Annotated in this window: 11 protein-coding genes and 1 pseudogene; 7 read left to right on the top strand and 5 right to left on the bottom strand. The window is 69.6% G+C overall.

Annotated elements, in window-relative coordinates; translation table 11 throughout:
- Nucleotides 1-673: 673 nt before the first annotated feature.
- Both solA and rpsD read right to left on the bottom strand, forming a co-directional pair.
- Entirely contained in the window at nucleotides 674-1,822 is a 1,149-nt protein-coding gene (gene solA / locus Dsi01nite_RS51405; RefSeq protein ID WP_203853834.1) for an N-methyl-L-tryptophan oxidase, read from the bottom strand.
- 18 nt (nucleotides 1,823-1,840) lie between these two features.
- A complete protein-coding gene (rpsD, locus tag Dsi01nite_RS51410; RefSeq protein ID WP_203853835.1) occupies nucleotides 1,841-2,449 on the bottom strand; it encodes a 30S ribosomal protein S4 in 609 nt (202 codons plus the stop codon).
- Nucleotides 2,450-2,493: 44 nt separating this feature from the next.
- Between rpsD and Dsi01nite_RS51415 the strand changes: the two genes are divergently transcribed.
- Genes Dsi01nite_RS51415 through Dsi01nite_RS51425 form a run of 3 tightly spaced genes read left to right on the top strand, consistent with a single transcriptional unit; the run spans nucleotide 2,494 to nucleotide 5,108 of the window.
- The gene (locus Dsi01nite_RS51415) at nucleotides 2,494-3,294 is read left to right on the top strand and encodes a DUF2470 domain-containing protein (protein WP_203853836.1); all 801 of its coding nucleotides are present in this window, start codon (nucleotides 2,494-2,496) and stop codon (nucleotides 3,292-3,294) included.
- A gap of 43 nt (nucleotides 3,295-3,337) precedes the next feature.
- The gene (locus Dsi01nite_RS51420) at nucleotides 3,338-4,138 is read left to right on the top strand and encodes a S1 family peptidase (RefSeq protein ID WP_203853837.1); all 801 of its coding nucleotides are present in this window, start codon (nucleotides 3,338-3,340) and stop codon (nucleotides 4,136-4,138) included.
- A 58-nt stretch (nucleotides 4,139-4,196) separates the two neighbouring features.
- A complete protein-coding gene (locus tag Dsi01nite_RS51425) occupies nucleotides 4,197-5,108 on the top strand; it encodes a TIGR03619 family F420-dependent LLM class oxidoreductase (protein ID WP_203853838.1) in 912 nt (303 codons plus the stop codon).
- Between the two features lie 4 nt (nucleotides 5,109-5,112).
- Here the strand turns inward: Dsi01nite_RS51425 and Dsi01nite_RS51430 are convergent, their stop codons facing one another.
- Nucleotides 5,113-5,940, bottom strand: a complete 828-nt coding sequence (locus Dsi01nite_RS51430) for a metallophosphoesterase family protein (RefSeq protein ID WP_203853839.1) — start codon at nucleotides 5,938-5,940, stop codon at nucleotides 5,113-5,115.
- An 83-nt stretch (nucleotides 5,941-6,023) separates the two neighbouring features.
- Nucleotides 6,024-6,830: a hypothetical protein gene (locus tag Dsi01nite_RS51435; protein WP_203853840.1), complete on the bottom strand. Its 807-nt coding sequence runs from the start codon at nucleotides 6,828-6,830 to the stop codon at nucleotides 6,024-6,026.
- 196 nt (nucleotides 6,831-7,026) lie between these two features.
- Here Dsi01nite_RS51435 and Dsi01nite_RS51440 point away from each other — a divergent pair, with 196 nt between their 5' ends.
- The 3 genes and pseudogenes from Dsi01nite_RS51440 to Dsi01nite_RS51450 all read left to right on the top strand — a co-directional run.
- On the top strand, nucleotides 7,027-9,828 hold the full coding sequence (locus tag Dsi01nite_RS51440) for a GH92 family glycosyl hydrolase (protein WP_203853841.1): 2,802 nt from the start codon (nucleotides 7,027-7,029) through the stop codon (nucleotides 9,826-9,828).
- Nucleotides 9,829-10,191: 363 nt separating this feature from the next.
- On the top strand, nucleotides 10,192-10,587 hold the full coding sequence (locus Dsi01nite_RS51445; RefSeq protein ID WP_203853842.1) for an RICIN domain-containing protein: 396 nt from the start codon (nucleotides 10,192-10,194) through the stop codon (nucleotides 10,585-10,587).
- Between the two features lie 129 nt (nucleotides 10,588-10,716).
- Nucleotides 10,717-11,142 (top strand): annotated as a pseudogene (locus tag Dsi01nite_RS51450) (DinB family protein); the annotation flags it as partial.
- 150 nt (nucleotides 11,143-11,292) lie between these two features.
- Here Dsi01nite_RS51450 and Dsi01nite_RS51455 read toward each other — a convergent pair.
- Nucleotides 11,293-18,099 carry a polymorphic toxin-type HINT domain-containing protein gene (locus Dsi01nite_RS51455; RefSeq protein WP_203853843.1) on the bottom strand — a complete coding sequence of 2,269 codons (6,807 nt, stop codon included), beginning with the start codon at nucleotides 18,097-18,099 and terminating at the stop codon, nucleotides 11,293-11,295.
- Nucleotides 18,100-18,540: 441 nt separating this feature from the next.
- Here Dsi01nite_RS51455 and Dsi01nite_RS51460 point away from each other — a divergent pair, with 441 nt between their 5' ends.
- Nucleotides 18,541-23,457 (top strand): LamG-like jellyroll fold domain-containing protein, encoded by a 4,917-nt coding sequence (locus Dsi01nite_RS51460; RefSeq protein WP_203853844.1) that lies wholly within the window; start codon nucleotides 18,541-18,543, stop codon nucleotides 23,455-23,457.
- The last annotated feature ends 573 nt before the right edge of the window (nucleotides 23,458-24,030 follow it).

Here is a 24,030-nt window from a genome sequence, read left to right on the forward strand (position 1 = left end):
ACACACCGCGAAACCGCCTCTTTGTTGAGGCGCTTCCTTGGGGCTTCCAATACTGTAGAACCATCCGGCCGATTTCGCAAAATCGCGATTCTCAAGAGATTCGCTTGCCTCGCCCGAACACAGTCGCGCTGACGCTCACCGGTTAGGTGAGTGAAGTTGCGGCTGGCCTTGCACACCGGCCGATGGTCGCTAAGCAACCCATCCGCCCGGCTCGTGCTGGCTGTGCAAACTTACTCGCCCCTCGCCGCAGTGTCAACCACCGCCGAGGACCCGCCGCATCGCCGCAAGGATTTCCGCAGGTGGGAAGCGCGTTGCCGCCAACCGTTCGGCACCCGCGAGGGTGACCGCCAGCCGGGCGGAGGGCGTGGACCGGACGAGCGCGAGGAACCACGCCTCCAGCAACGTCCCGTCCGACGGCGGCGAGAGATCGGCCTCGGAAGGAGCGGGCGCGGCACCGGATGTGGGCAGCGGCACACCCCCTGAGGCGTACAGACCCGGTGGTACTCCCACCCGGAAGGCGTGCACGCACGTCGGCACACCAGTGGCCGCCGCTACCCGGTACCCCAGCGAAGACGAGAACGGGATCGCCGGCGACGGCCGCGGCGCCACGTCGAACGCCCCGAGGGGCAGCCGCTGTCCGGGACATGCCACACACGTCTCGTCCAGGAGCTCCTCAGGCGTGAGCACTGCGCGGCCGCCGTGGATCGAACAGCTCGATCGGGTGCGCGGTCGACCCCGTCAGCGCCAGGTCGGCGAGGATCTCCCCGACCACCGGCACGAACTTGAACCCGTGACCGGAGAAGCCGCACGCGACGGTGACCCGCGCATGCCCCGGATGCCGCCCGATGACGAAATGGGTGTCGGCGGTGTTGGTGTACATGCAGGTCTTGCCGCCGAGATAGCGCCCGGCCAGGCCCGGCACCCGGTCGGCGAGATGCGCCGCGACGGCCGCGATCTCGTCGGGACGGATGGACCGGTCGATCGTCGACGGCGTGGTCACCTCACCGCCGCGGAAGAAGGCGACCTTGACCCCACCGGAAGGACCGTCCAGTGCGGGGAAGCCGTAGACCTGCGTCCCCGGAGGACCTTCCCAGATGAAGATCGGCTGGCGGTCCGGCAGGTACGCGTCGACCCCATCGACGGGCTGGAAGAAGAACTGCACCTGCCGCTCGACGGAGAACTGGATGCCCAGGTCGGCGAGCAGCGAGGGCGCCCACGGGCCAGGACAGATCACCAGCTCGCCGGCGGAGTACGAGCCCTGGACGGTGCGGACCGAGACACTGCCGGAGTCCGCGGTCCACGACAGCACCGGCTCCTCGAACCGCAGGACAGCACCCGCACGAGCGGCCAGGTCGAGGTGGGCGCGGACCGTTTCCTCGGGGCGGACCAGTCCGGCCTTGCGCTCGTACAGGCCGATCTCGTGCGGCGCCGGACGGAGGTTCGGGAACCGCCGGCGGATCGCGGCGGCGTCGAGCATCTCGTGCGGCAGACCCCACTGCTCGGAGGAGCGCCGGCTGCCTTCGACGGTGAGGCTGTCGGGCGCGCCGAGCATCAGGCCGCCGCACAGGTCCATCAGGTCCCGCCCGGAGTCGCGCTCCAGGGCCTCCCACAGTTCATACGCCCGCAGCAGCAGCGGCACGTAGGCCGGGTCCTCGAAGTAGGACTGGCGGGTGATCCGCGACCCGCCGTGGCTGGCGCCCTGGTCGTGGGCTGGGCCGTGGCGGTCCAGACCGAGCACCCGCCGGCCGCGGGCGGCGAGATGGTAGGCCGCTGAGCTGCCCATCCCGCCGAGCCCGACCACGATCACGTCATAGGTTTCCACTGCTGGCAACTCTAGGTGCTACCGGCTGTAGAACTCCACGATGAGCTGCTCGTCGCAGATGACCGGCACCTCGCGGCGCAGCGGCAGCCGGATCAGCCGGGCGGTCAGCCCGGACACGTCGACGCTCAGGTACGGCGCGGTCCGCTCCCCGACGTGTGCGCCCGCGGCGGCGATCACGAACGGCGTCTTCTGCCGGCTGCGCTCCGCGACCTCGATGACGTCGCCCGGGCGCAGCCGCGCCGACGGCCGGTCGACCCGGCGGCCGTTGACGGTCAGGTGCTGGTGCGTGACGATCTGCCGCGCCTGGTAGATCGTCCGGGCGAAGCCGGCCCGCAGGACCAGCGCGTCGAGCCGGGTCTCCAGGTCGACGATCAGCTCCTCGCCCGTCTTGCCCGGCCGGCTCGCGGCCCGGTCGAAGGCGTGCCGCAGCTGGCTCTCGCGCAGGTTGTACTGCGCCTTCAGCCGCTGCTTCTCGAGCAGCCGGACCTTGTAGTCGCTGTGCTTCGGCCGGGCCCGTCCGTGCTGGCCGGGCGGGAATGGCCGCCGCTCGAAGTATTTGACGCATTTGGGGGTCAGCGGCATGCCGAGCGCCCGGGACAGCCGAACCTTCGGCCGAGACTGGTTCATTCGCTCCCTCTCTACTAAGGTAAGCCTAACCTTAGGAGGTCTGCATGCCCGGGATCAAGCTCCCCACCGCCGCGGAACGACTCCGCACGCTGCTGACGGCGGCGTCGTCCCTGACGCTGCACATTCCCGGTCACCGCTGCGACCTCATCGGCCGCCACCACGTCGACGGGCACGGCCGCGTGATCGTCGAACTGCCCGCCGGCAGTCCCGTCGCGCAACTGGTCGAGGCCGAGCCCGACCTGGCCGCCGCCATCGAGATCACCGACATCGCGCCGACGCCGGTACGGTCCGCCGGCGGCCGGATCCGCTCCAGGGCGACGTTCTCCGGCTGGCTGCAGCCGCTGGGCGAGCGCGACGGCGACCCGCGGTCGCTGGGCGAGCGCGACCGCGACCCGCGGGCGGTGGGCGGGCACGACGGCGACCCGCGGGCGGTGGGCGAGCACAGCGGCGACCTGTGGGCGGTGCTCGAGCTCGCCTCGGCCACCCTGATCGACGGGATCCTCGGCGAGGTCGAGGTCGAGGCGGACGCGTTCGCCGCGGCCAGCCCCGACCCCCTCGCCCGGGAGGAGGCCGACCTGCTGTGCCACCTCACCGACGCCCACCCCGAGGCGATCGAGCACCTGTCCCGGCTGATCGCGCCGCACCACCTGCACGGCGTCCACCGCGTGGTGCCCGTCCGGATGGACCGCTTCGGCGTGGTGCTCCGGCTGGAGTTCGCCGGTCGCCACCGCGACGTGCAGCTGCCGTTCAGCGCGCCCCTGCGCACCGCCGACGAGGCCGCGCCCCGCATGCACGAGCTCCTCGCGCGGGCCCGCTGCTGCCAGCGCAACCACTCGGGACACTGAGCCGATACCATCTAGAGATTTACATCTCTAGATGGAGGGCCCCATGCGAAGGGTTCTTGCCGGCGTCCTGGTGGCAGTGGCGATCCTGCTGCCCACCACGACCGCCGAAGCCGCACCGTCCCTGTCGGCGTTCACCACAACGCCCGGCACCGCCTGGTGGAGCGACGAAACACTGACGGTCAGCCTCGACGACACGGTCCGCCCGGCCGTCGCCGCCGCGCTGACCAGGGCAGTCACCCGACAGGGTGGGACGGTCGTGCGCGAGCCGGGCACGAGGAAGCCGCACATCGCCGGCGGGGACGTCTTCAACGCCGGCGCCGTCGGCGGGCGCTGCCTGATCGCCTTCAACGCCAAGGCCGGCGCCACGTACTACTTCCTGACCGCGGCGCACTGCGTCCCGGCGGTCGGCGCCACCGTCTACGCGGGCACCGGGACCACGACCGTCCTGGGCGTCGTCGCCGCGCGCGACACCACGTACGACCACGCCCTGGTGCGGTACACCAACACCACCATCGCGAAGCCCAGCGCCGTCGGGGCGCAGCCGATCACCACGTTCGCCGCCGGGACCGTGGGACAGGCCGTGCGCCGGGCCGGCCCGAACGGGATCAGGACCGGCACGATCACCGCGCTGAACGTGACCATCAACTACGCCGGCGGCACCGTGTACGGCCTGATCCGCACCACCGTGTGCAGCGAGCCCGGGGAGAGCGGCGGCCCGCTCTACGCCGGGACCGCCGGCATCGGCATCAACTGGGGCGGCAGCGGCAACTGCGCCACCGGCGGCGCCAGCTACTACTCCCCGGTCCGCCGCGCCGCGACCGCCTACGGCGTCACCCCCTACTGACCCGCGGTCTGTGTCACGTTTGAAGGGAGACGTATCTCGATACTGATTGGGGAAGCGGATGCAGCTCGGCGTCCAGTTGCCAACCTCAGGCGCCCTCGCGGGACCGGCGAACATCGCCCGGATCGCGAGAGAGGCCGAACAGCTCGGGTATCACTCCGTGTGGACCTACGAACGGCTCCTGCGGCCGATGGCCGAGATCTCGATGTTCGGTGCCCCACCGGCGCGGATCCCCGAGACGTACCGGCTGACCTATGAGCCCCTGGAGACGCTGAGCTACGTCGCCGCCCTGACCAGCACCGTCAAGCTGGGCACCAGCGTCATCGACGCGCTGCTGCACCCGCCGATCGTCCTCGCCCGCCGCCTCGCCACGCTCGACCAGCTCAGCGGCGGGCGGGTGATCGCCGGGCTCGGGCAGGGCTGGATGCCGCAGGAGTTCGAGGCCGCCAACGTGCCGATGAAGCGCATGGGCGCCGGCATGGACGAGGTCGTCGAGGCGATGCGGGCCTGCTGGGGGCCGGACCCCGCGCAGTACCAGGGCCGCTTCTACCGGATCGAGGCATCCGAGGTGAACCCGAAGCCGGTGCAGGAGCCGCTGCCGATCCTGTTCGGGTCCACCACCCCGGCCGGGATCGCGCGGGCCGCGCGGATCGCCGACGGGTTCAACCCGATCGCGTTCTCCGCCGAGCAGCTGACCGAGACCGTGGCCACGTTCCGCCGGCTCGCCCGGGAGGCCGGCCGGGACGCCGCGGCGCTCAGCGTCGTCGCCCGCGCCAACGTGCCGCTCACCGACGACCCGATCACCGACGGCAGGCCGTTCCTCGGCGGCGCGCCGGAGCAGATCGCCGAGGACATCGCCGGGCTCGAGGGCAGCGGCGTCGACACCGTGCTCATCGCCAGCATCCGGCAGACCGACCTCGACCTGGAGCTGCGCCTCCTCGACCGGCTCCAGTCGGCGGTGACCAAGCGGTAGGGCCTCAGCGCTCCAGGACCGGCACGAGACGGGCCGGCGGTGTCGGGCGGCGGCTCCACTCCCGGGGGTAGCCGACCGACACCTCCTGGTGCCGCACCCCGTCCTGCCAGGTGGTGCGCGGGATGTGCAGGTGGCCGTAGACGACCTCGCGGGCCCGGAACCGGGTCGGCCAGGTCGCGGTCAGGTCGGTGCCGCACCACAGCGCGAACTCCGGATAGTGCAGCACGTCCGTGGGGTGCCGGACCAGGGGGAAGTGGTTGACCAGCACGGTCGGCAGGTCCCGCGCGGCGGCCTCGAGCCGCGGCTCGGTCAGCTCGACCCGGGCCCGGCACCAGGCGGCGCGCCCCGGATGCGGGTCGAAGTGCAGCAGCACCTCGTCGGTGCCGACGATCCCGGCCGCATGCGCCGTGGCCATGGCCTCCTCGGTGCTGGTCGACCCGGCCGGCCACCACGAGTAGTCGTAGAGCACGAACAGCGGGGCCACGATCACCGGGCCGCCGGCGCCGTCCCAGATCTGGTACGGGTCCTCGGGGGTGACGACGCCGATGTTGCGGCACATCGCCACGAGCCGCTGATACCGCTCCTCGCCCCGCGACTGGTCCGGGTCGTCGCGGGTCGTCCACAGCTCGTGGTTGCCCGGCGCCCAGATCAGGTTGGCGAAGCGCTCGCGCAACGTCCGCAGCGCCCATTCGACGTCGGCGATCTTCTCCCCCACGTCGCCGGCGACGATCAGCCAGTCGTCGTCATGCGTCGGCTTGAGCTGATCGACGAGCTCGCGGTTCTCCTGATACGACACATGCAGATCACTGATCGCCAGCAGTCGTCCGGTCACGATTTGACCTTAGCCGCTGGCATCGTCCGCTGACGATGCGGCGGCGGGGCCGCTTCCGTGCGGCCCCGCTGCGGTTGTCGCCGTCAGCCGACGGTCGGGATCGGCACCGCGGTGTCGGTCGGGGCCGGCACGGCGGTGTCGGTCGGCGCGGGCACCAGGGTGTCCGTCGGGACCGGCGCGGCCGTGTCGGTCGGTGCCGGCATCAGCGTGTCGGTCGGGATCGGCACCGGGACGGTCGCGCACGACGGTGTGGCGCCGGGCACCGGTGTCGTGCCGTCGCTGGGCGTCGCGATCGGCGTGGCGCCGTTCATCCCCGGCGGGATGATGACCGCGGGTCCGGTGCCTGACGGCGCCACCCCGGTCGGGTCGGTCGGGCCGGGCACCATCGGCGTCGGCGTCTCCTCGGCCCTGGACAGGGCCGCCTGGCCGCTCGGCGCCACCGGGCCGGTCCACCACCCGGGCAGGCCGGGGTTCACGGTGCCGGGATCGATGGTCCCCGGGTCCACCGGCACGCCTGGGTCCGTGGGCAGGCCCGGGTCCGTGGGCAGGCCGGGGTCCACCGTCGCGCTGGCGGTCGGTGTCGGGCTGGCGCTGGAACTGGCGCTGGTTCCGGGTGCCGGGCTGCCGAACGGGCCGGCGCTGCCGCCCGGGTCCGTGGCGCACGGATCCGAGAACGGCCCCGCGCTCGGGTCCGCCGGCACCATCGTGCTCGGGTCCACCCCAGGCGGGAGGGTCTCCGCGACCCGCGTCGTTGCGTCAGCCCCAGTCGTCTGTGCGCCGGCCGCCTGCACGATCCCGCCGGTCAGCGCGACGAGGAAGCCCGCCGCCCCGACCGCGACCGGAATCCTGTACCGGCCGCTCTTCAGACGCTGCTGCCGTGTCTGAGCCATTTCGTAGAAACCCCCGTTGGTCTCGATGCACGTAGCTTCACTCTACGTATTTGACCAACTACACACAGCTCAAACGCGAATCTCCCACGCCCTTTTCCGCGCCTCCGATGAAAATAATGTGCCAACGATGACATCGACGTTGACCTGCACCTACTGATACTCATAGTTTTCACATCCTTGGATGGATGGAGGCTTTATGAGGTCAATCAGAGGCGGGCGGTCGCTCGTTGCGGTCGCGCTGCTGGTGGGCGCCGCCGTGGCACCCCTGGCGGGTTCCGCACCGGCGTTCGCGGTCACGAACCCCGCCGGCTACGTCAACACGCTCGTCGGCACCAACGGCGGGGAGACCTTCCCGGGCGCCGACACGCCCTACGGGATGGTGCAGTGGAGCCCGGAGAACACGGCCGGCAACCAGACCCGGACCGTGCGGCCCGGCGGGTACGGGTACAGCACCACCCGCACCCGCGGGTTCAGCCTGACCCACATGTCCGGCACGGGCTGCGCCGGCGGGTCCGGTGACATCCCCTTCATGCCGTACGTCGGCACGGTCGGCTCGTCGCCGTCCGCGGACACCACCGACGCCACCTACGCCAGCAGCTTCTCCCACGCCAACGAGACCGCCACCGCCGGCTACTACCGGGTGGGCCTCAACTCCGGGGTCAACACCGAGCTGACCGCCACCACCCGCACCGGCGCCGGCCGGTTCACGTACCCGACCGGCAGCACCGCCACGATGCTGGTCCGCACGTCCAACTCCGAGGTCGGCAGCAGCGCCGCGACGGTGAACATCGACGCCGCCAGCCGTACCATCAGCGGCTCGGTGACCAGCGGCAACTTCTGCGGCTACATCAACGCCGTCGGCCGCCGCAGCTACTACACGCTGCACTTCACCGCGGTGTTCGACAAGCCGTTCAGCAGCGTCGGCACCTGGCAGGACGGGACCCTGCGGGCCGGCACGACGTCCGCGTCCGGCGGCACGACCTACGGCACCGACGGCTGGCCCGTCGCCGGCCGGGGCTCCGGCGGCTACGTCACCTTCGACCTCAGCCAGGGCACGGCCGTGGGCGTGCGGGTCGGCATCTCGTACGTGAGCCAGGCCAACGCGCAGGCCAACCTCGCCGCGGAGAACCCGGCCGGGACGACGTTCGACACGGTGCGCCAGCGCGCCACCGACGCCTGGAACACCGAGCTCGGCCGCATCGACGTCAGCGGCGGCACCACCGCGCAGCTGCAGACGTTCTACACCGCGCTGTACCACGCGCTGCTGCACCCGAACGTCTTCAGCGACGTCAACGGCCAGTACACCGGCATGGACCAGCAGGTGCACACGGCGGCGAGCGGGCACGCCCAGTACGCCAACTTCTCCGGCTGGGACGTGTACCGCGGGCAGGTCCAACTGGTGACGCTGCTGCGCCCGGACGTCGGCGCGGACATCGCCCAGTCGCTGCTCAACCAGGCCACCCAGAACGGCGGCGTCTGGGACCGCTGGACCCACAACCAGGGCGGCACCCACGTGATGACCGGCGACCCGGCGCACGCGGCGGTGCCGAGCATCTACGCGTTCGGCGGCACCGGCTTCGACGCGGCCGGCGCGCTCACCTCGATGGTCCACGCGGCCACCACCGTCACCGCCGCGGACCTGAGCCGCGACGGCTGGAACGTCATGGTCGTCGGCGAGCGGCCGTCGCTGGACAAGTGGCTGTCGATCAACTACATCCCCACCAACGGCAACGCCTGGGGCGGCGCCGGCGAGACCCTCGAGGTCTCCGTCGCCGACTTCGGCGTCTCGCAGCTGGCGGCCCGGCTCGGCAGCACCGCCACCGCGTCGCAGTTCCTGGCCCGGTCGCAGTACTGGAAGAATGTCTTCAACCCTGGCAACGGCGGCTACATCCAGGACCGTAACGACAACGGCACCTGGCCGTCGTTCAGCCCGGGCAGCGACAGCGGGTTCGCCGAGGGCAGCGCCGCCCAGTACACCTGGATGATCCCGCACAACGTCCGCGGCCTCTTCGACCGCATGGGCGGCAACGCCACCGCCGTCAGCCGCCTCGACAGCTTCTTCCACAACAGCGACGGCAGCTGGGCGCTGACCGGCGCCGGCGGCACCAAGTCCGAGATGGACAACGAGCCGTCGATCTGGGTGCCGTGGCTCTACAACTTCGCCGGCCGCCCCGACAAGGCGCAGCAGACGATCCGCCAGACGCTCAACGCGCTGTGGGCGCCGACCCCGACCGGCATCCCCGGCCAGGACGACCTCGGCGCGATGTCCGCCTGGTACGTGTGGTCCGCCATGGGCATCCACCCGCTCACCCCGGGCCGCTCGGAGCTGCTGGTGTCGGCGCCGCTCTTCCCGGGCGTCACCGTCAACCGCGGCAACGGCAAGACCATCAGCATCACCGCACCGGGCGCCGCCACGTATGTGCAGAGCCTCACCGTCAACGGCACCGCGTCCAACCGCGCGTGGCTGCCGGAGTCCTTCGTCGCCAACGGCGGGACCCTGGCCTTCACGGTCGGCACCACCGCCTCGTCCTGGGGCAGCGCTCTCGCCGACGCGCCGCCGTCGTTCGACGTCGCTTCGGGTTCGCCCAACCTCGCCTTGAACCGGCCCGCCACCGGCTCGGCCTCCTGCAACGCCAACGAGTCGCCGGCCAAGGCCGTCAACGGCACCGTCTCCGGCGGCACCAGCGACAAGTTCTGCTCGACCGCGGCGACCAAGTATCTCCAGGTCGACCTTGGCAGCGCCAAGGCCCTCACGTCGGTGACGGTCCGCCACGCCGGCGCCGGCGGCGAGAGCACCTCGTGGAACACCCGCGACTTCGACCTGCAGGTCTCCTCCGACGGCACCACCTGGAGCACGGTCGCGCAGGTCCGCGGCAACACGGCCAGCGTCTCCTCGCACACCTTCACCGCCACCGCCCGCTACGTCCGCATGAACGTCATCGCAGCCGAACAGGGCTCCGGCGGCGCGACGCGCATCTACGAGTTCGAGGTGTACTGACACCGCCTCCCGGCCGGTCCCGCGCACCAGCGTGGGGCCGGCCGGCCTCGCCCGCACCGCACACCGTCTATGCGTGGGCACGGGGGAACCGCACGCTACCCACACTCGTCGCCGGCTGTGGCTCACGGCCGCGCTGATCATGCTCGCCGTCGCCGGCGTGATCGGCTACGCCGGGTTCGAAGGCCGGACGGAGTCGTCGCTGCAGGACTTCGACCTGATCACCGCGGCCACCACGTCCGACCTCTACGGCACGAACCCGCCGGCCGGCGAGATCGTCCTGGTCGCTGACCGGCTGTCCCTGCCTACGCTGGTCACGCGGCAGCGGTTCGCCATCGTCGTTCGACGACTGGGCGGCTCTGCGCGGTGCTCGTCAACAGCATCCTCGACAACGACGCGTTTGTGCGCGAACAGGATCGCCGACACGTCGCCCAGGCTGGCCAGGGTCATGTTCGGCATAACGGCCCGCGCTCGTTCTGGCTCCTCGGCAGCGTCCCGCCGGGGGTCACTTCGGTCACTGCCACCAACGGAACCGGCCTGATCGCGACCGCGCGGGTGGTGACGGCGTCGCTCGGCGCCGACGCCCCGTTCCACCTCACCGACACCTTCGACACCGCGCCCGCCTGCGGCAGCTCCGGGACCGGAGCGATCATCGGCAACGGCAGCAACCGCTGCATCGACATCCCGGCCGCGAACGCCGTCGACGGCAACCGCCTGCAGATCTGGGACTGCAACGGCGCCAGCAACCAGAAGTGGCACTAGCTCCTTACATCACGACCCCGTTCGGCAGCGTCCTTCGCGCTACCGAACGGGGTCACTCCCAGTCCCACGGAACGTCGGCGAGCACCAGAGCGCTCCAGCCGCCACCCACGGCACCGGCCGTACCTTCTAGGCCTTCGATCGGGTCGCCCTGCTGTCGTCCGCGAGCCGGTCGCCTCGCCGCTGGACCGATTCCAGGTGGTGCGGGAGCGGTCGCTGGAAGGGCTCGCCTTCCTCACGCCGGCCGACACGACGCTGACCGGCACGCACCCGGAGTTCGGGACGGTGACGCTGTCGCAGGCGCTGTCAGCGTGGGTCGCGCACGACCTGACCCACCTGGCGCAGATCGGCGAGGTGGCGGGCCGCTACCGCGAGGAGGTCGGCCCGTACCGCCGCTACATGCCCGCCCTGGACCGCTTCGCCCCGCCGAGTAGCCCTGCGCTGCGCGCCTTGAGAGGAGCCACGGCGCCCGGGGAGGCCCAGCCACTGGGCCTCCCCGGAGCAGTCATTCATCGGTGGACGTATTCCTACTCCCACCAGACATTGAAACCGCTGTAAAGCCGTTCTCTCAGGCACGCCGAATGGGTGTACATCTCCTGCCGGGTGTGCAGGTCCGACAGGCTGGCCAGCCGCACTCGCATCGCATATCCATCTTCTTCAAGACGGATCAGCTTATAACAGAAGCAACACGTTGCCCTACCGCCGTCGTCAGACACGCCACCTCCCCTCACGGATCCTGCTTCTCAAAGCTGTCATCGTCAATTCAAAACTGGTGATTGGTCCACCGTCTTCTGCGTTGCGGATGACCGCGTACGCTCGGTTTCTCCCAAGGTTTCGAATATAGACGAATGCATCGTCCGAATTCTGTCGAAGGGTCATATCCGGACTCTGAATGATTTCGTCGAGATCGCTCGCCGTGAGCCCGTCGTCTATGCCTGCCAACACCCCGTGGACTGCGCGAGCCGAGGTCGAGGACGAGGACGAGGACGCCACCTCATCGGCAGCATCTTCCCACATTTCATCACTGAGCGGTTTTGCCCGCGGCTTGACAGGGTCTCCGTAATCACAGTAGCAGTCTCGCGCATGGTCCGAGTTGTCACAGTTGTGAACTAGTACCGGCGAGGTGCCGGCGCGCACGTAATACGTGTGGATCTCGGCAATGGTGAGGTCGTACATGACCCGCGTCGCGCCGAGGAACTGGACCTCGAGAACGACCAACGTCACGCCGTCGAGCGTTTGGACCTGCTCGCCCGGCTGCAGGGCGGCCGCATCGACCCATGCCTGGCGGGTCACGGACCAGAACGGGTGATGTTCAGTCGTGTGCAGTGTCTCGACGCCGGCGCCACTGGCGAGCGTGACATCGACGAGGTCGGTGTCCAGGTTGACGTGCTGCCGCTCGACCACGCGGGTCGTCGTCCGACCCGTTTCCGGGTCCGTGGCTACGACCTCGTCGCCGGCCTTGACGTCTTTGATGGGTTTGACGGACCCATCTGCCATCTGGATGAGCGTCTCTGGATTGAAGCTGTGGCCCGCACCCTTGCCGCCGCACTTGGTGGGATTTCCGGCCTTGCCCCCGCCGCCGGCTGCGTTGCCCGCGTCGTCGGCGAGTCCGCCTGGGCCGTCGTCGGCTTTCTTGGCGCCGGCGCCGATGTTGGCGGCGAGTTCGTCGGCTTTCTTCTTGGCCGCGGCGATGAGGTCGTCGGTGCGTTTGATGACGTCGTTGGCGATCTTCATGGCTTTCTGCCATGACTGGTAGGCGGAGAACGCCCGCTCGATGCCTTTACGGATCGAGTTGAGAGACTTCAGGACCCGGCCTGATGGGAATACGCCGAGCAGCGCGTTGACGCACGAGCTGACCTTGCGGGTGTTGATGCAGTCGATGATGTCGGTGAGGCCGAGGAAGTCGAGGAGGAACGCCAGCCCCTGTTCGAGGATGATGTCCATCATGGACTTCTTCTTGATGGCCTCGGCCTCGGCGCGGGCCGCTTCCTCCTCCGGCGTGAGGCCGGGCTTCGGCGCCGGGGGCGGCCCAGGGCTGGCGTCCGGGTCGGGCGGGAACGCCTCGCCGGTCGGGTCGGCGTTGACGATCGGCGCGTTGTTGCCGTACGCGTAGCCGTTGAGCCGCTGCGGGTCCTCCGGGATTGTCAGCGGGTCGACCGAGATGAACCGGCCCAGCGTCGGGTCGTACTCGCGGGCACCGAGGTGCGTCAGGCCCGTCGACTGGTCTTTCGTGCCGCCGATGAAGCCCTTGTCACCCGGCCATCCGGTGACGGCCGCGCCGCGGTCCTCACCGAACGGGGTGGCCCGCCGCTTCTGGAAGGTGCCGGTGGACGCGTCCATCGCCACGGTCGCGGTGCCGTGCTGGTCCGACGCCAGATACGTGAGCTTGTTGTCGTCGGTGCGGACGGCGACGTTCAACCCGCCGTGGTTGTAGTAGCGGGTGCCGGTCTCCGCGCCGCCGCTGCTCAGGTGGATCTCCTGGCCCGGGAGGTAGAGCGTGGTGCCAGTGTCGTCGCGGCGGATGAGCCGTTGACCGGAGGCGTCGTTGAGGAACTTGGTGATCTTCGTGCCCTCGGTGACCTTGGCGAGCTTGCCCTCGGAGTTCCAGTCGAGGACCTGCGTGCTGCCGCCGACGACCCGCTGGGTGGTGTTCCCGGAGGCGTCGTACTGGTACGACGTGAGGGTGCTCCCGCCAACGGTCGTGCTGCCGAGCTTGTGCCCGGTGCCGTAGAGGTAGTTCTTGGTCGGCTCGCCCGGCAGCTCGTGCTTCGTTTCGGTCGTGCGGTTGCCGGTCTTGTCGAAGGTGTAGCTGCTCCAGTACTTCGCCGGCCCGCCGAGGTTGGCGACGGTACGGTTCGCGGCCGAACAGTCCAGTGTGGTCGGTGTCCACGCTTCGGTCATGCGCCGCAGGTAGTCGTATGCGAAGCACTGGTGGTCCTGCGGCTGACTGGTGAGGGCCGGCTGGTCCGACACCGACGTGGTGTTGCCGACCGCGTCGTAGGTGTATTTCGCGTTGTAGACCGACGAGCCGCCGTTCGGGCGGGCCGAGGACGACGCCAACCGGCGGGTCGCCTCGTCGTAGGTGAACTGCAGCAGCAGCGACTTGTTCCCGGCACCGGTCGCGCCGACCGTCACGCTCAACGGCTCCGCGAAGGAGTTGTACGCCGACGCCTGCACATACGTCGACGCGCCGGTCAGGGAGAACGGCAGACCCCACACGTTGTAGCCGTACGTCAGCGTCTCCGACGGCAAATTACCGGCGGCCGGGAGCGTCGTCGTCTTCGGTGACCCGTCGAAGTTGTACGTGTGCTCGTACAGGTAGGTGTCGGCGAGACCACCCTCGATCATGGGGATGCCGATGGAGGTCTTCGTGGGCCGCATCGCGTGGTCGTACTCAACGACCGAGCTGCGGTACTCGTCCGAACCGACCCACCGCGACGACGACGTCGGCAGACCCTTCTTGAGCGTGTCGTACGTCCACGTCGCCAGGCGCTTCTCCGGCGTGAGCGTCACGTCCCTGAGCTCGACCGGGCGGCCGACCGTGTCGTAGGTGATGCCGAGTGCCTGGTTGCGGGCGTCGATGGTCTTGATGACCTCGCCGTACGAGTTGTACTCGACCTTCGACGTGCCCCGGTCCGGTTCCCTGATCTCCTTGGTGCGGTGCAGGTCGTCGTAGAAGTACTCCCACTTGTTGCCGGCGGAGTCCTCGACGACGCTCTGCTGCCCGTCCTTGTAATAGCTGTACTTCGTCTCGTCGTAACTGGTCGGGTCCGTCGGTGTCGGCACGCCGGTCTTGTACTGCCACAGCTTCGACACCCGGCCCTGCGCGTCGTACGTGACCGTGGTCGCGCCGGCGCCGGCGGGCGGCGTCGTGCTGACCTGGTCACCGCTGTACGTGGTCGTGGTGCGCCACTTCTCGAACAGTCCGGACGCGTTGTGGCCCATCAGGATTTCGGCGGTGACCCGGCTGGCGCCGTCGTACACGGTCCGGACCTGGTTGGGCAGTGACGCCTCGTTCATCGGCAGGTAACTGAAGCCGGACGGCGCGTCGTTGTAGATCGGGCCGGAGCGCTTCACGATCCGGTTCTGGCTGTCGTAGTCGATCGTGTTGACCGACCGCCCACCGGAGGGACTGGCGATCTGCGTCTGCCGCAGCCGGAGCAACCCGTCGTAGATCTCGTACTTCGACGTGTACTGCGGCGCGAGCGCGCCGGCCGGCGACTGCAGCGTCGTCGACACGACGACCGGCGGGGCGTTGCGCTGGATCAGGTACTGGTAGCTGGTGTCCGGGGTGTCCACGCCGCGGACGCGGGTCGAACCCCACACCTTGAGCACCCGGCCCAGGGCGTCGAGCTCGACCTCGTTCTTCACATCGCCCAACACCGTGGCGTTGCTCGAGTCACCGGTGAGCACCGGCGCGCCCCACGCGGGATCCGACTCGATATAAGTGACGTGGTTGATCGGGTCCGTCGTCGTGATGCGGGTGATCGGCCCGTTGCCGTTACGGGCGTACTCCGTCTTCGTCCGGTTCAGCTTGACGTCGTAGGAGTCGGTCATGTTGCCGTCGGCGTTGTACACCGCCTTCGACTTCGTCTGATACGTAGCGCTGGAGGCGTTCGCGCCGCTGAACCCGTTGACCACGTCGACCCGCGTCGCGAGGCCACGCGCGCCGACATAGCCGAACGTGTCGGAGCCGTCGTAGTACGTGCGGGAGTCCGACAGCACGTCGCCCTTCGGCGGGTCGGCGACCGAGCACGCCGCGCTGAGCGTCTGGGCCCGGACCGGCCGGTTCGGCAGGTACGCGACACCGCTGGACGCGAACGTGTACTTCGTGCACTGATCGTCGGTGGTGTCGCCGACCACGCCCTGGTTGTGCACCGCGGTGATCGTCCCGTCGGCGGCGATCGTGTTGACCACACGGGTCTCACGGACGTTCGTCGGGCTCAGGTACGTGTACGAGTAGGTGGCCGAGGTGGCGGTCTTGGTGGCGTTGATGACACCCCACGGCCGGGTCTGCGTCGCCGTCGCCGCCGACACCCAGAAGTCCGAGATGGTGGTGCTCAGCCGGGTCGTGTCGTCCAGGAAACTGCTCGTCTCCCGGGTCTGACCGTTGAACCGGTCCTCGTCCGGGACCGACCCACCCCTGGAGTCGGTCACGTTGACCGTCTTGAACACCCCGGCGGTGCCGGTCTTGTCGCCGTTCATGCCCCGGTAGAACCGCGACTCGGTCTTGCCGCGGGTGCCGTCGTTGCCGTCACCGGTCCGGGTGATGACGGTGCCGTAGCCGCGCCACTGCGACCACGTCTTGTCCTCCTCCGGCGTGATGCCGTCGAGCTCGTCGAACCGCCACGCGGCGTCACCGACGTACTCGTAGTCGTTCACGACCTGCGTCACCGCCGGCACCGTGTATCCGGCCACCGACTGGGTCACCCGGTCCACGACATACTTGTGGAACCAGTCGATGCGGTTCGGGTACGCGTCGTCGCTGCCCTTGACCGGCATGCACCGCTGCGTGTTCGTCGCTGGCGACGCCGGAAGGTTCGTCCGGGAGCAGTTCGGGTCCTTGTACCGGACCGCGAGGGTGCCGCCGTTCTCGTTCGTGATCCCGATGATCCGGCGCCAGTTCAACGGCGCGATGTTGTTCGCCAGGTCGTCGACCCGGTTCGGCAGGAACGTCCCGTCGAACGTCACCTCCGGCATCTCGATCTCCGGCGTGGCACCGCGGCCGGTCTGCTTGATCCCGTCGAGCCACAGCGCGTACCCGGTCGCCGCGTCGCCGCTGACGTAGGAGTGCCGCAGCGTGTACCGGTCCACGGGCCGGTAGCCGACCCCGTTGTTGTTCAGGACCTCGGTGTCGACCTGCGTCAGGCGGCGTTTGGTGAAGAACGCCGGCGAGAACGTCTGCGTGCACGGCGCCGCGGCACAGTTGAGGTCCATCGGCGTGTCCGGCCAGTTCCACGCGTCGTTGCAGTTCGTGTTCGGCAGGCACCGGTCACCGGTCTCGAACAACACCCGCGCCAAGGCCGGAGTGCTCGTCACGGCGTTGCTGCGCTGCCCGTACTCGATCCGCTTCAGGTTCCCGCCGCGGGTGTACCAGTCCGGGCTGTTCGCCTCACCGTAGCGGGCGTAGTTGTTGGTCTCCGGATCGTAGAAGTACGACATCGTGTTGCCGTTGACGTCCACGACATAGTCGACGTTCCACTTGTAGCCCTGCCGGCACGCCGACGCCTGGAACGACGCGTTGTAGCACGCCTCACCAGGGTGGTTGCCGTACACCGGCAGCGTGAACGTCGACTTGGTCTCCTCGCCGCCGTTCCAGCCCGGCAGCCGGTTGTAGCCCAGGTAGTACTGCGTGCCGTCCGGCGAGGTGAAGATCCAGTACTCGCCGTTGTCGTCGCCGTTGTTGCGGCCCCCGTCGAACTTCTGCTCGACGATCGTGCCGTCGTCGTCCTTCAACTTCCAGAAGTTCGTGGTCCCGACCCGGACCAGCTCCGACGAGTGCCCGTTCAGGGAGATGCTCGCGTTGTCGGAGAACCAGCACATGTCACCCGTCGGGCGGGTCTTGTTGTTCGCCGCGCCCTCCACATCGGCCGCACACGGCTTGTACCGCCGCTCGATCTGACCGGGTGCGAACTCGAACCCCATCCCGATCCACGACGTCTGGTTGTTCGCCGCGTTCGTCCGGCCGTCCACCGCACTGGACGCATACGCAAGGCTGATGCTCGGGCTCGGACCACCGTTCGCCGGCGGCACCCGCAACGGGTAGGACCAGGTGAAGTCACCGGTCGCACCACCCGCATTCCACGTCGACGACGTCGTCAACGACGTCGCGCCGAAGTTCCCCGCACTACCCGAGGCGGCGGCCTGCACCGCGAGGAGCTTGGACGCGCCACCGGCCAGGGTCACGTCACCACCGATCCGCCCGGCCGTGGTGTCATTGGTCGCGGCCAGCTTCGTGCCCACCTGGCAGGCGCTCAACTCCGGAGTTGTCGCGGCGCACTCGGGCAGCTCAACCAGCCTCAGCCGGGAGCTCCAGGCGCCACCGTACGCGGCCCGGAAACCGCTGTAATCAACCTCAACCGCGATCTTGTCACTGCTCATCGCCCGGTCCGGCCGCGACACCCGCAGCAACAGACCGTCCACCCGGGACTTCGCGGTGCGGGCCCGGTCATACACCTCGACCCGCACGGCGGCGGGTCCCGCCAGGGGCACCTTCCGCAGGTCCTCCCGCACCTCACGGGCGTCACCCACGAACACCGGGCTGCCACCGGCCCGGGCCGGCCCCGCTCTCGCCGGACTCACCACATGCGCGTTCGTCCGCTGCGGCTCCACCGCCAGACGCAGCGCGGCCAGATCGACCGTCGTGGTCTCCGCCGCCGGCCACGCCACCGGCGGACTCGCCTTGAGCGAGATGTCCTGCTCCGCGTCGACGAGCGGCTGCACCACGTTGTGGTGGCTCTTGTCCGCCGGGACGACCCGCTCCACCTGGTTCGGCACCGCCACGAACGGATCCACCGGCGCCGCATGCGCCGGCAACACCGCCACCGCACCAGCGGCAAGCGTAACGGCAATCACACCAAGCAGCGTCGAGACCATCCGCTGCCGCCAACGGCGGCGGTGGCGAACCGGCGGAACTTCCGTCCGCGCAGCATGAAACCCGGACCAGACCACGGCATCCTCCCCGTAACGAGCCATGATCAACACCTCGAGCAGAGGCATCGCAGAACGGATCATCCATGTCGATTCACCGATTTACAAGGCATTGAAAAATTCACGTGCATGCCCCTAAGCTGCGGCGCAACGACACCGGGGCGCGGGCGCGAGGCCGTCCTGCCTACGCGCATGCGCCCAAGGTGTCACCGTCGTGAACAGCGGATGTCGTGTGGGTCGCCCCAAAACGGGCGACCCACACGCCGTATACGGGCACGGCGACAACACCCACGGGGAGGGCAACAGATGAGATCGCAAGCATTACGCCGGCGCTGGCCGGTGCTGAGCGTCGCGGCGGTCCTGACCGCGGCGGCGGTGATCAACTGGTCGCAGTTCGGCGGGCAGGAGCCGTCGGCGCAGCCGCCGACCGCCGCCAACCCGGCGCAGCAGCAGCCCGGCGCGATCGCGGCCGAGGTGCCGACCGCGACCCGGTTCGCCGAGGCCAAACACACCGGCAAGCCGGTGGAGATCCTCGAGCGACGCACCGAGACGACCGAGTACTTCGCGAACCCGTCCGGCACCTACACGATGCGGCAGTACACCGCCCCCGTGCGGGTGCTGCAGGGCAAGACCTGGGTCCCGGTCGACCTGACGCTGCAGCCGGACCCCGCCGCCGGGGGGCTGCGGTCCAAGGCCGGCCCGGTCGACCTCACCTTCTCCGCCGGCGGCAACGGCGACATCGTCCGCGTCCGCGACCACGGCCGCGAGTTCACCCTCACCTGGCCCGGGGCGCTGCCCCCGCCGCGGCTGGACGGCGACTCCGCCGTCTACCCCAACGTGCTGCCCGGCATCGACCTGCGGGTCACCGCGCAACGCGGCGGGTTCAGCAAGCTCTTCGTCGTCAACGACCGCGCCGCCGCCGACAGCGACGCGCTGCGCAGCCTCACCCTCGGCGTGAAGACCAAGGAGCTGACGCTCTCCGGCCGCGCCGACGGCGGGTTCCTCCTGAAGGACGGCAGGGGCACCGAGGTCTTCGCCGGCGACCCGCCGTCCATGTGGGACACCCCGCTGCTGTCCGCCGGCGCGACCGAGGACGAGCGGCTGCAGGCGCAGCCGGCGCACACCGCGAAGGCCAGGTCGAAGGTGACCGGCGACGCCATCACGATCGTGCCCGACCGGGCCATGCTGAGCCGGCCGGACCTCAACTTCCCGGTCTACGTCGACCCCTCCGCGGTCGTCGTCAACAACGGCAACTGGACCCACATCAACAAGGCCAACAACGGCACCTCGTACTGGTCGAACGACCGGGACCGGGCCAAGGTCGGCTACTCGGGCTACGCGACGACGAAGACCCCGTGGCGGTCGTTCTTCCTCTTCGGCACCCCGCTGCTCTCCGGCAAGCAGATCACCCGCTCGACCTTCTCCATCACGCTGGACCACTCGGCCAGCTGCGGTGACACCCTCGCGTACCTCTACTCCACCGCGAACGTGTACAGCAGCAACCCCGTCACGTGGGACAACGCGTCCGGGGCCGGCACCTGGAACTGGTACCTCGGCGAGCAGGGCGGGCACGCCAACCAGGGCAACGGCTGCGCCGGCGGCAACCAGCCCGACATGAACATGTACTGGTCCAGCGACCAGTTCCCGGCGATCAACTCCGTCGTGCAGAACGCGGCGAACGGCGCCTACGGCGCGCAGATGACCTTCGGCCTGCGCGCGCCCAACGAGGGCGACAAGTTCCAGTGGAAGCAGTTCATGCCGTTCTCGGCCGCGCTCACGGTCGAGTACAACACCACCCCGAACGTGCCGGCGGAACTCGACACCGTCCCACCGACCGGCTGCGGCCCCCAGTCGCGGCCGACCCGGATGCCCGCGGGCATGCTGACGCCGACCTTCACCGCGCTGCTGCACGACACCGACGCGAACACCCTGCACGGCGAGATCAACGTGCTGCAGGGCGCCACCGAGACCGTGGTCTTCGAGGCGAAGACCTTCGACGTCGCCAACGGATCCGCGGCCGCCTGGTCACCGGTCCCGGCCGGCAAGCTCACGGCGAACACGGTGTACTCGTACCGGGCCAGGAGCAATGACGGCTCCGGCGTCAGCGCCTGGAGCAACCGGTGCTTCTTCATCGTCGACACCCAGGGTCCCGGCGTTCCGACCATCGACCCCGCCGTGCGCGCGGCGACCGACCCGGCCGGTCCGGAGGACTTCCCCAACGGCGTGCCGATCCGTAACGAAGGCGAGTCCGGCAGCATCGCCTTCCACCGCGCCGCCGCTGACACCGACATCGCCGGCTACCGCTACGGCTTCGCCGCCGACAAGCTGACCGGCTGGGTGCCCGCCCAGGAGGACGGCAACGCCACCGTCCCGATCACCCTGTGGACCAACCCGGAGACCGGCTTCCCCGAGGCCGAGCTCTACGTCCAGGCCGAGGACCGGGCCGGCAACGTCAGCGCCGCCACCGCCGAGCCCTACTACCTGGTCGCCAACGCCACCGGTGCGGCGCCGGCGGCGAAACGCGGCGACGTGAACGGCGACGGCAAGGGCGACATCTCCGCCATCATCGACGCCGGCGGCGACCGCCTCCGCGCCTGGACCCTCACCTCCGACGGCGCCACCGCCGAGGGCAACATCCAGCTCTCCACCCAGACCGTCGGCTGGGACACCGGCCGCGACGGCTCCTCCTTCGTCACCATGCGCTTCGTCAGCGGCGACTTCACCGGCGACGGCCTCAGCGACCACGCCCTCTTCCGCCAGGACCCCGACGGCAGGCTACGTCTGTATCTGCTGCAGTCCAAGGGCAACCGGTTCGACGTCTCCGACATCGTCCTGTGGACCAGCCCGGTCGGCGATCCACTGTGGACACTGGCCTCGATCCGCGCACAGGCCGGCGACTTCGACGGCGACGGCGACACCGACATCGCCGTCGTGCGCAACAACGGCTCCGGCGGCTGGGACATCTTCCGCTTCGACCGCGATCCCGGCACCGGCCAGTACATCGCGACCAACTGGCGCACCCAGGCAACCGGCTGGTCGTGGGGGCGTTTCGACATGCTCGCCGGCGACTTCGACGCCGACGGTGACGCCGACGTGGCGCTGGTGCAGGAGTCCGGGGTCAGCACGAAGATCTGGAAGTACCTGTCGGGCGTCAGCACCCTGCCGACGGCCGCGGACGTGACGTTGGCCGTCGCCTACGACCACAGCCGCTTCGCGGCGGGCAACTTCGACGGCGACACCACGGCCGGCCGGGGCCGCGCCGACATCCTCGCGCTGACGGAGGTCTCCGCGACCACCAGCAACCTGACCATCGCCACCTCGACCGGCACCGGGTTCACCGTCGGCGCCGGATGGACGGCCGGCACCGCCTTCGACTCGCGGAAGGTTACCCAACTCCAGACGTCCGACCTCAACGCCGACGGCCGCGACGACCTGGCGGCGTTCGCCGGCGGTCAGCTCGCCGGCGTGACGCAGCTGTGGACGTCGCTGTCCGAGGCCACCGGGTTCACGGTGCCGACCATGCAGCGCTCCTGGACCGTGTCGGAGAAGCCGGAACGCCGGGCCGCGTGGCGCTTCGACGAGACCGGCACCGGAGTCTTCGACGACTACGGCGACAACCCGGCCACCGTGCACAACGGTGCGACCCGCGGGACCGGCCGCACGGTCCGCCCCGGCGACCAGAGCCTGGTCCTGAACGGCACCAACCAGTACGCGTCGACGAGCCAGCAGGTCATCCGCACCGACCGCGGCTTCACCGTCGCGGCCTGGGTGAAGCTCAACACCGCCAACGGGTTCCAGACCGTGCTGTCGCAGGAGGGGACGAACCAGACCGGGTTCTACCTGCAGTACGCGCTCGGCAAGTGGGTGTTCCTCATCCCGTCGGCCGACACCACCTCGCCGCCGGCACCCGTCTCCGTCACCGTCGCCGACCAGCCGGTCGGTGTGTGGAGACACGTCGCCGGCGTCTACGACGAGAACGGCACGATCCGGCTGTACCTCAACGGCGTGCTGGCCGGGACGGCGTCCCGCCCGGCGGTGTGGAACGCCTACGGGCCGCTCTCGATCGGCCGGGCGAAGTACGGCACCAACCCCGCCGGGTACGACTGGGTGAACGGCAGCGTCGACGACGTCGACATCTTCGACCATGCGGCGACCGCGCACGAGATCGCCGAGCTGGCGACGACCGGCACGGTCTCCGGCAGCCCCACCGCCTCCAGCACCGTCACCGCCGGGCGCAGCCTCAACGTGCCCAACGGGTACAGCGACTTCCAACGCGACGCGAACGGCCACATCGTGCGGTACAACGTGTCGCCGACCGCGGCCGTCACGATGGTGGACTGGGGCGGCAACGCCGCCAGCCAGCCGGTGGCCTACCAGGTCGGCCCGGACCTCGATGTCTTCTTCCGCGGCACCGACAACCACCTCTGGAACTACCGGTGGTCGCCGACGAACGGCCTGACGAAGACCGACTGGGGCGCCGGTGCGACGGGCGGGCCGAGCGGCTTCGCCTACAACGGCGAACGGCACGTCTTCACCCCGGCGTCCGACGGCACGCTGCGGCACTGGTATCAGAAACCCGGGCAGGCACCGGCGTTCGAGACCTGGAACGGCGCCCCGGCGGCGGACGGGACCCCGTCCGCGTTCCTCGCGCCGGACGGCCGCTTCGAGGTCTTCGCCCGCAACACCGCCAACCACATGCAGTGGTGGGAGCAGCCCCGGACGATGACCGCCGCGCCGGCGCCGGTCGCGTTCGCCAACGCCCAGTCGGTCTACGGCGACCCCACCGCCGTCATCGTCGCCAACCAGATCAACGTCTTCGCCCGCATCGGCACCGGCACCGCCGGCAAGACGATCCACCGCTGGTACTTCACCAGCACCGGACCCTCGAGCTCGATCCTCGACGTGAACTGGGGCGGCGGCGCGCTCGGACAACCCACCGCGGTGTGGTGGTGGACGAACGAGATCTGGATCTACGCCGAGGGCACCGACGGCCGCATGTGGCGCTGGAACGGCCGCTCCGGCGCCCCGTCCACCATCACGTACACGCTCTTCAACGGCGGCACGGTCATGGGCCCACCGAGCGTCCACACGGACACCGGCGCCCAGCACTACGTCTTCGCGCACGGTCAGAACGGCACCCTGCAGTACTGGTACTGGTGGTACACCGGTGAGATCGGCTGGGGCGACTGGGGCGGCAACCTGGGCACCATCAACACCTACTGATTCCACGGCTGGTGGCGGAGCCCGTCTCCGCCACCAGCCCCGCCGCAGACCTCACGGGCGGCGCCGGCCGGCCAGCGGACATCGACCGGCCGGCGCCGCGCCCGCGCCTCGACGACGAACGCGCCAAGATCCTTCTCGGCCATATGGGCGGCCCTGGAGGTCGCCAAGACCAAGCTGGTCAAGGCGCAGGCCGCCTGCGGCAATGCCGGTGAACCGGTTTCGCGGTGTCGCCGGATGTGGTTGGCGGCTGCACCCGCCTGACTACTCACGGCGTCGACTCCGGAGGGTGCCTGCCCAACAGGTGACGTATGGATGCCGTTCCCAGTAACCGTCGATACGAGCAGCGTGCTGGTGAGCGATCGACGTCCAAGTCCGGGAGGAACTGTGCTACTGACCGTCGCCACCGAACGTGTGAAGCGCAGGGCCGCAAGGACACCAGCCGTATGGCGGTCGAAGCGTCGACCGACCGCCGATTTTCTGTCATACCCCCGTGGTTGAGTGTCAGCATGCCTCGACGGCACCATCCCGACGCAGTCCGGGTGACACCCGACGCCACCAGAAGCCAGCAGCAGC

Origin of the sequence: Dactylosporangium siamense (assembly GCF_016862795.1) — a bacterium.
Taxonomy (GTDB): domain Bacteria; phylum Actinomycetota; class Actinomycetes; order Mycobacteriales; family Micromonosporaceae; genus Dactylosporangium; species Dactylosporangium siamense.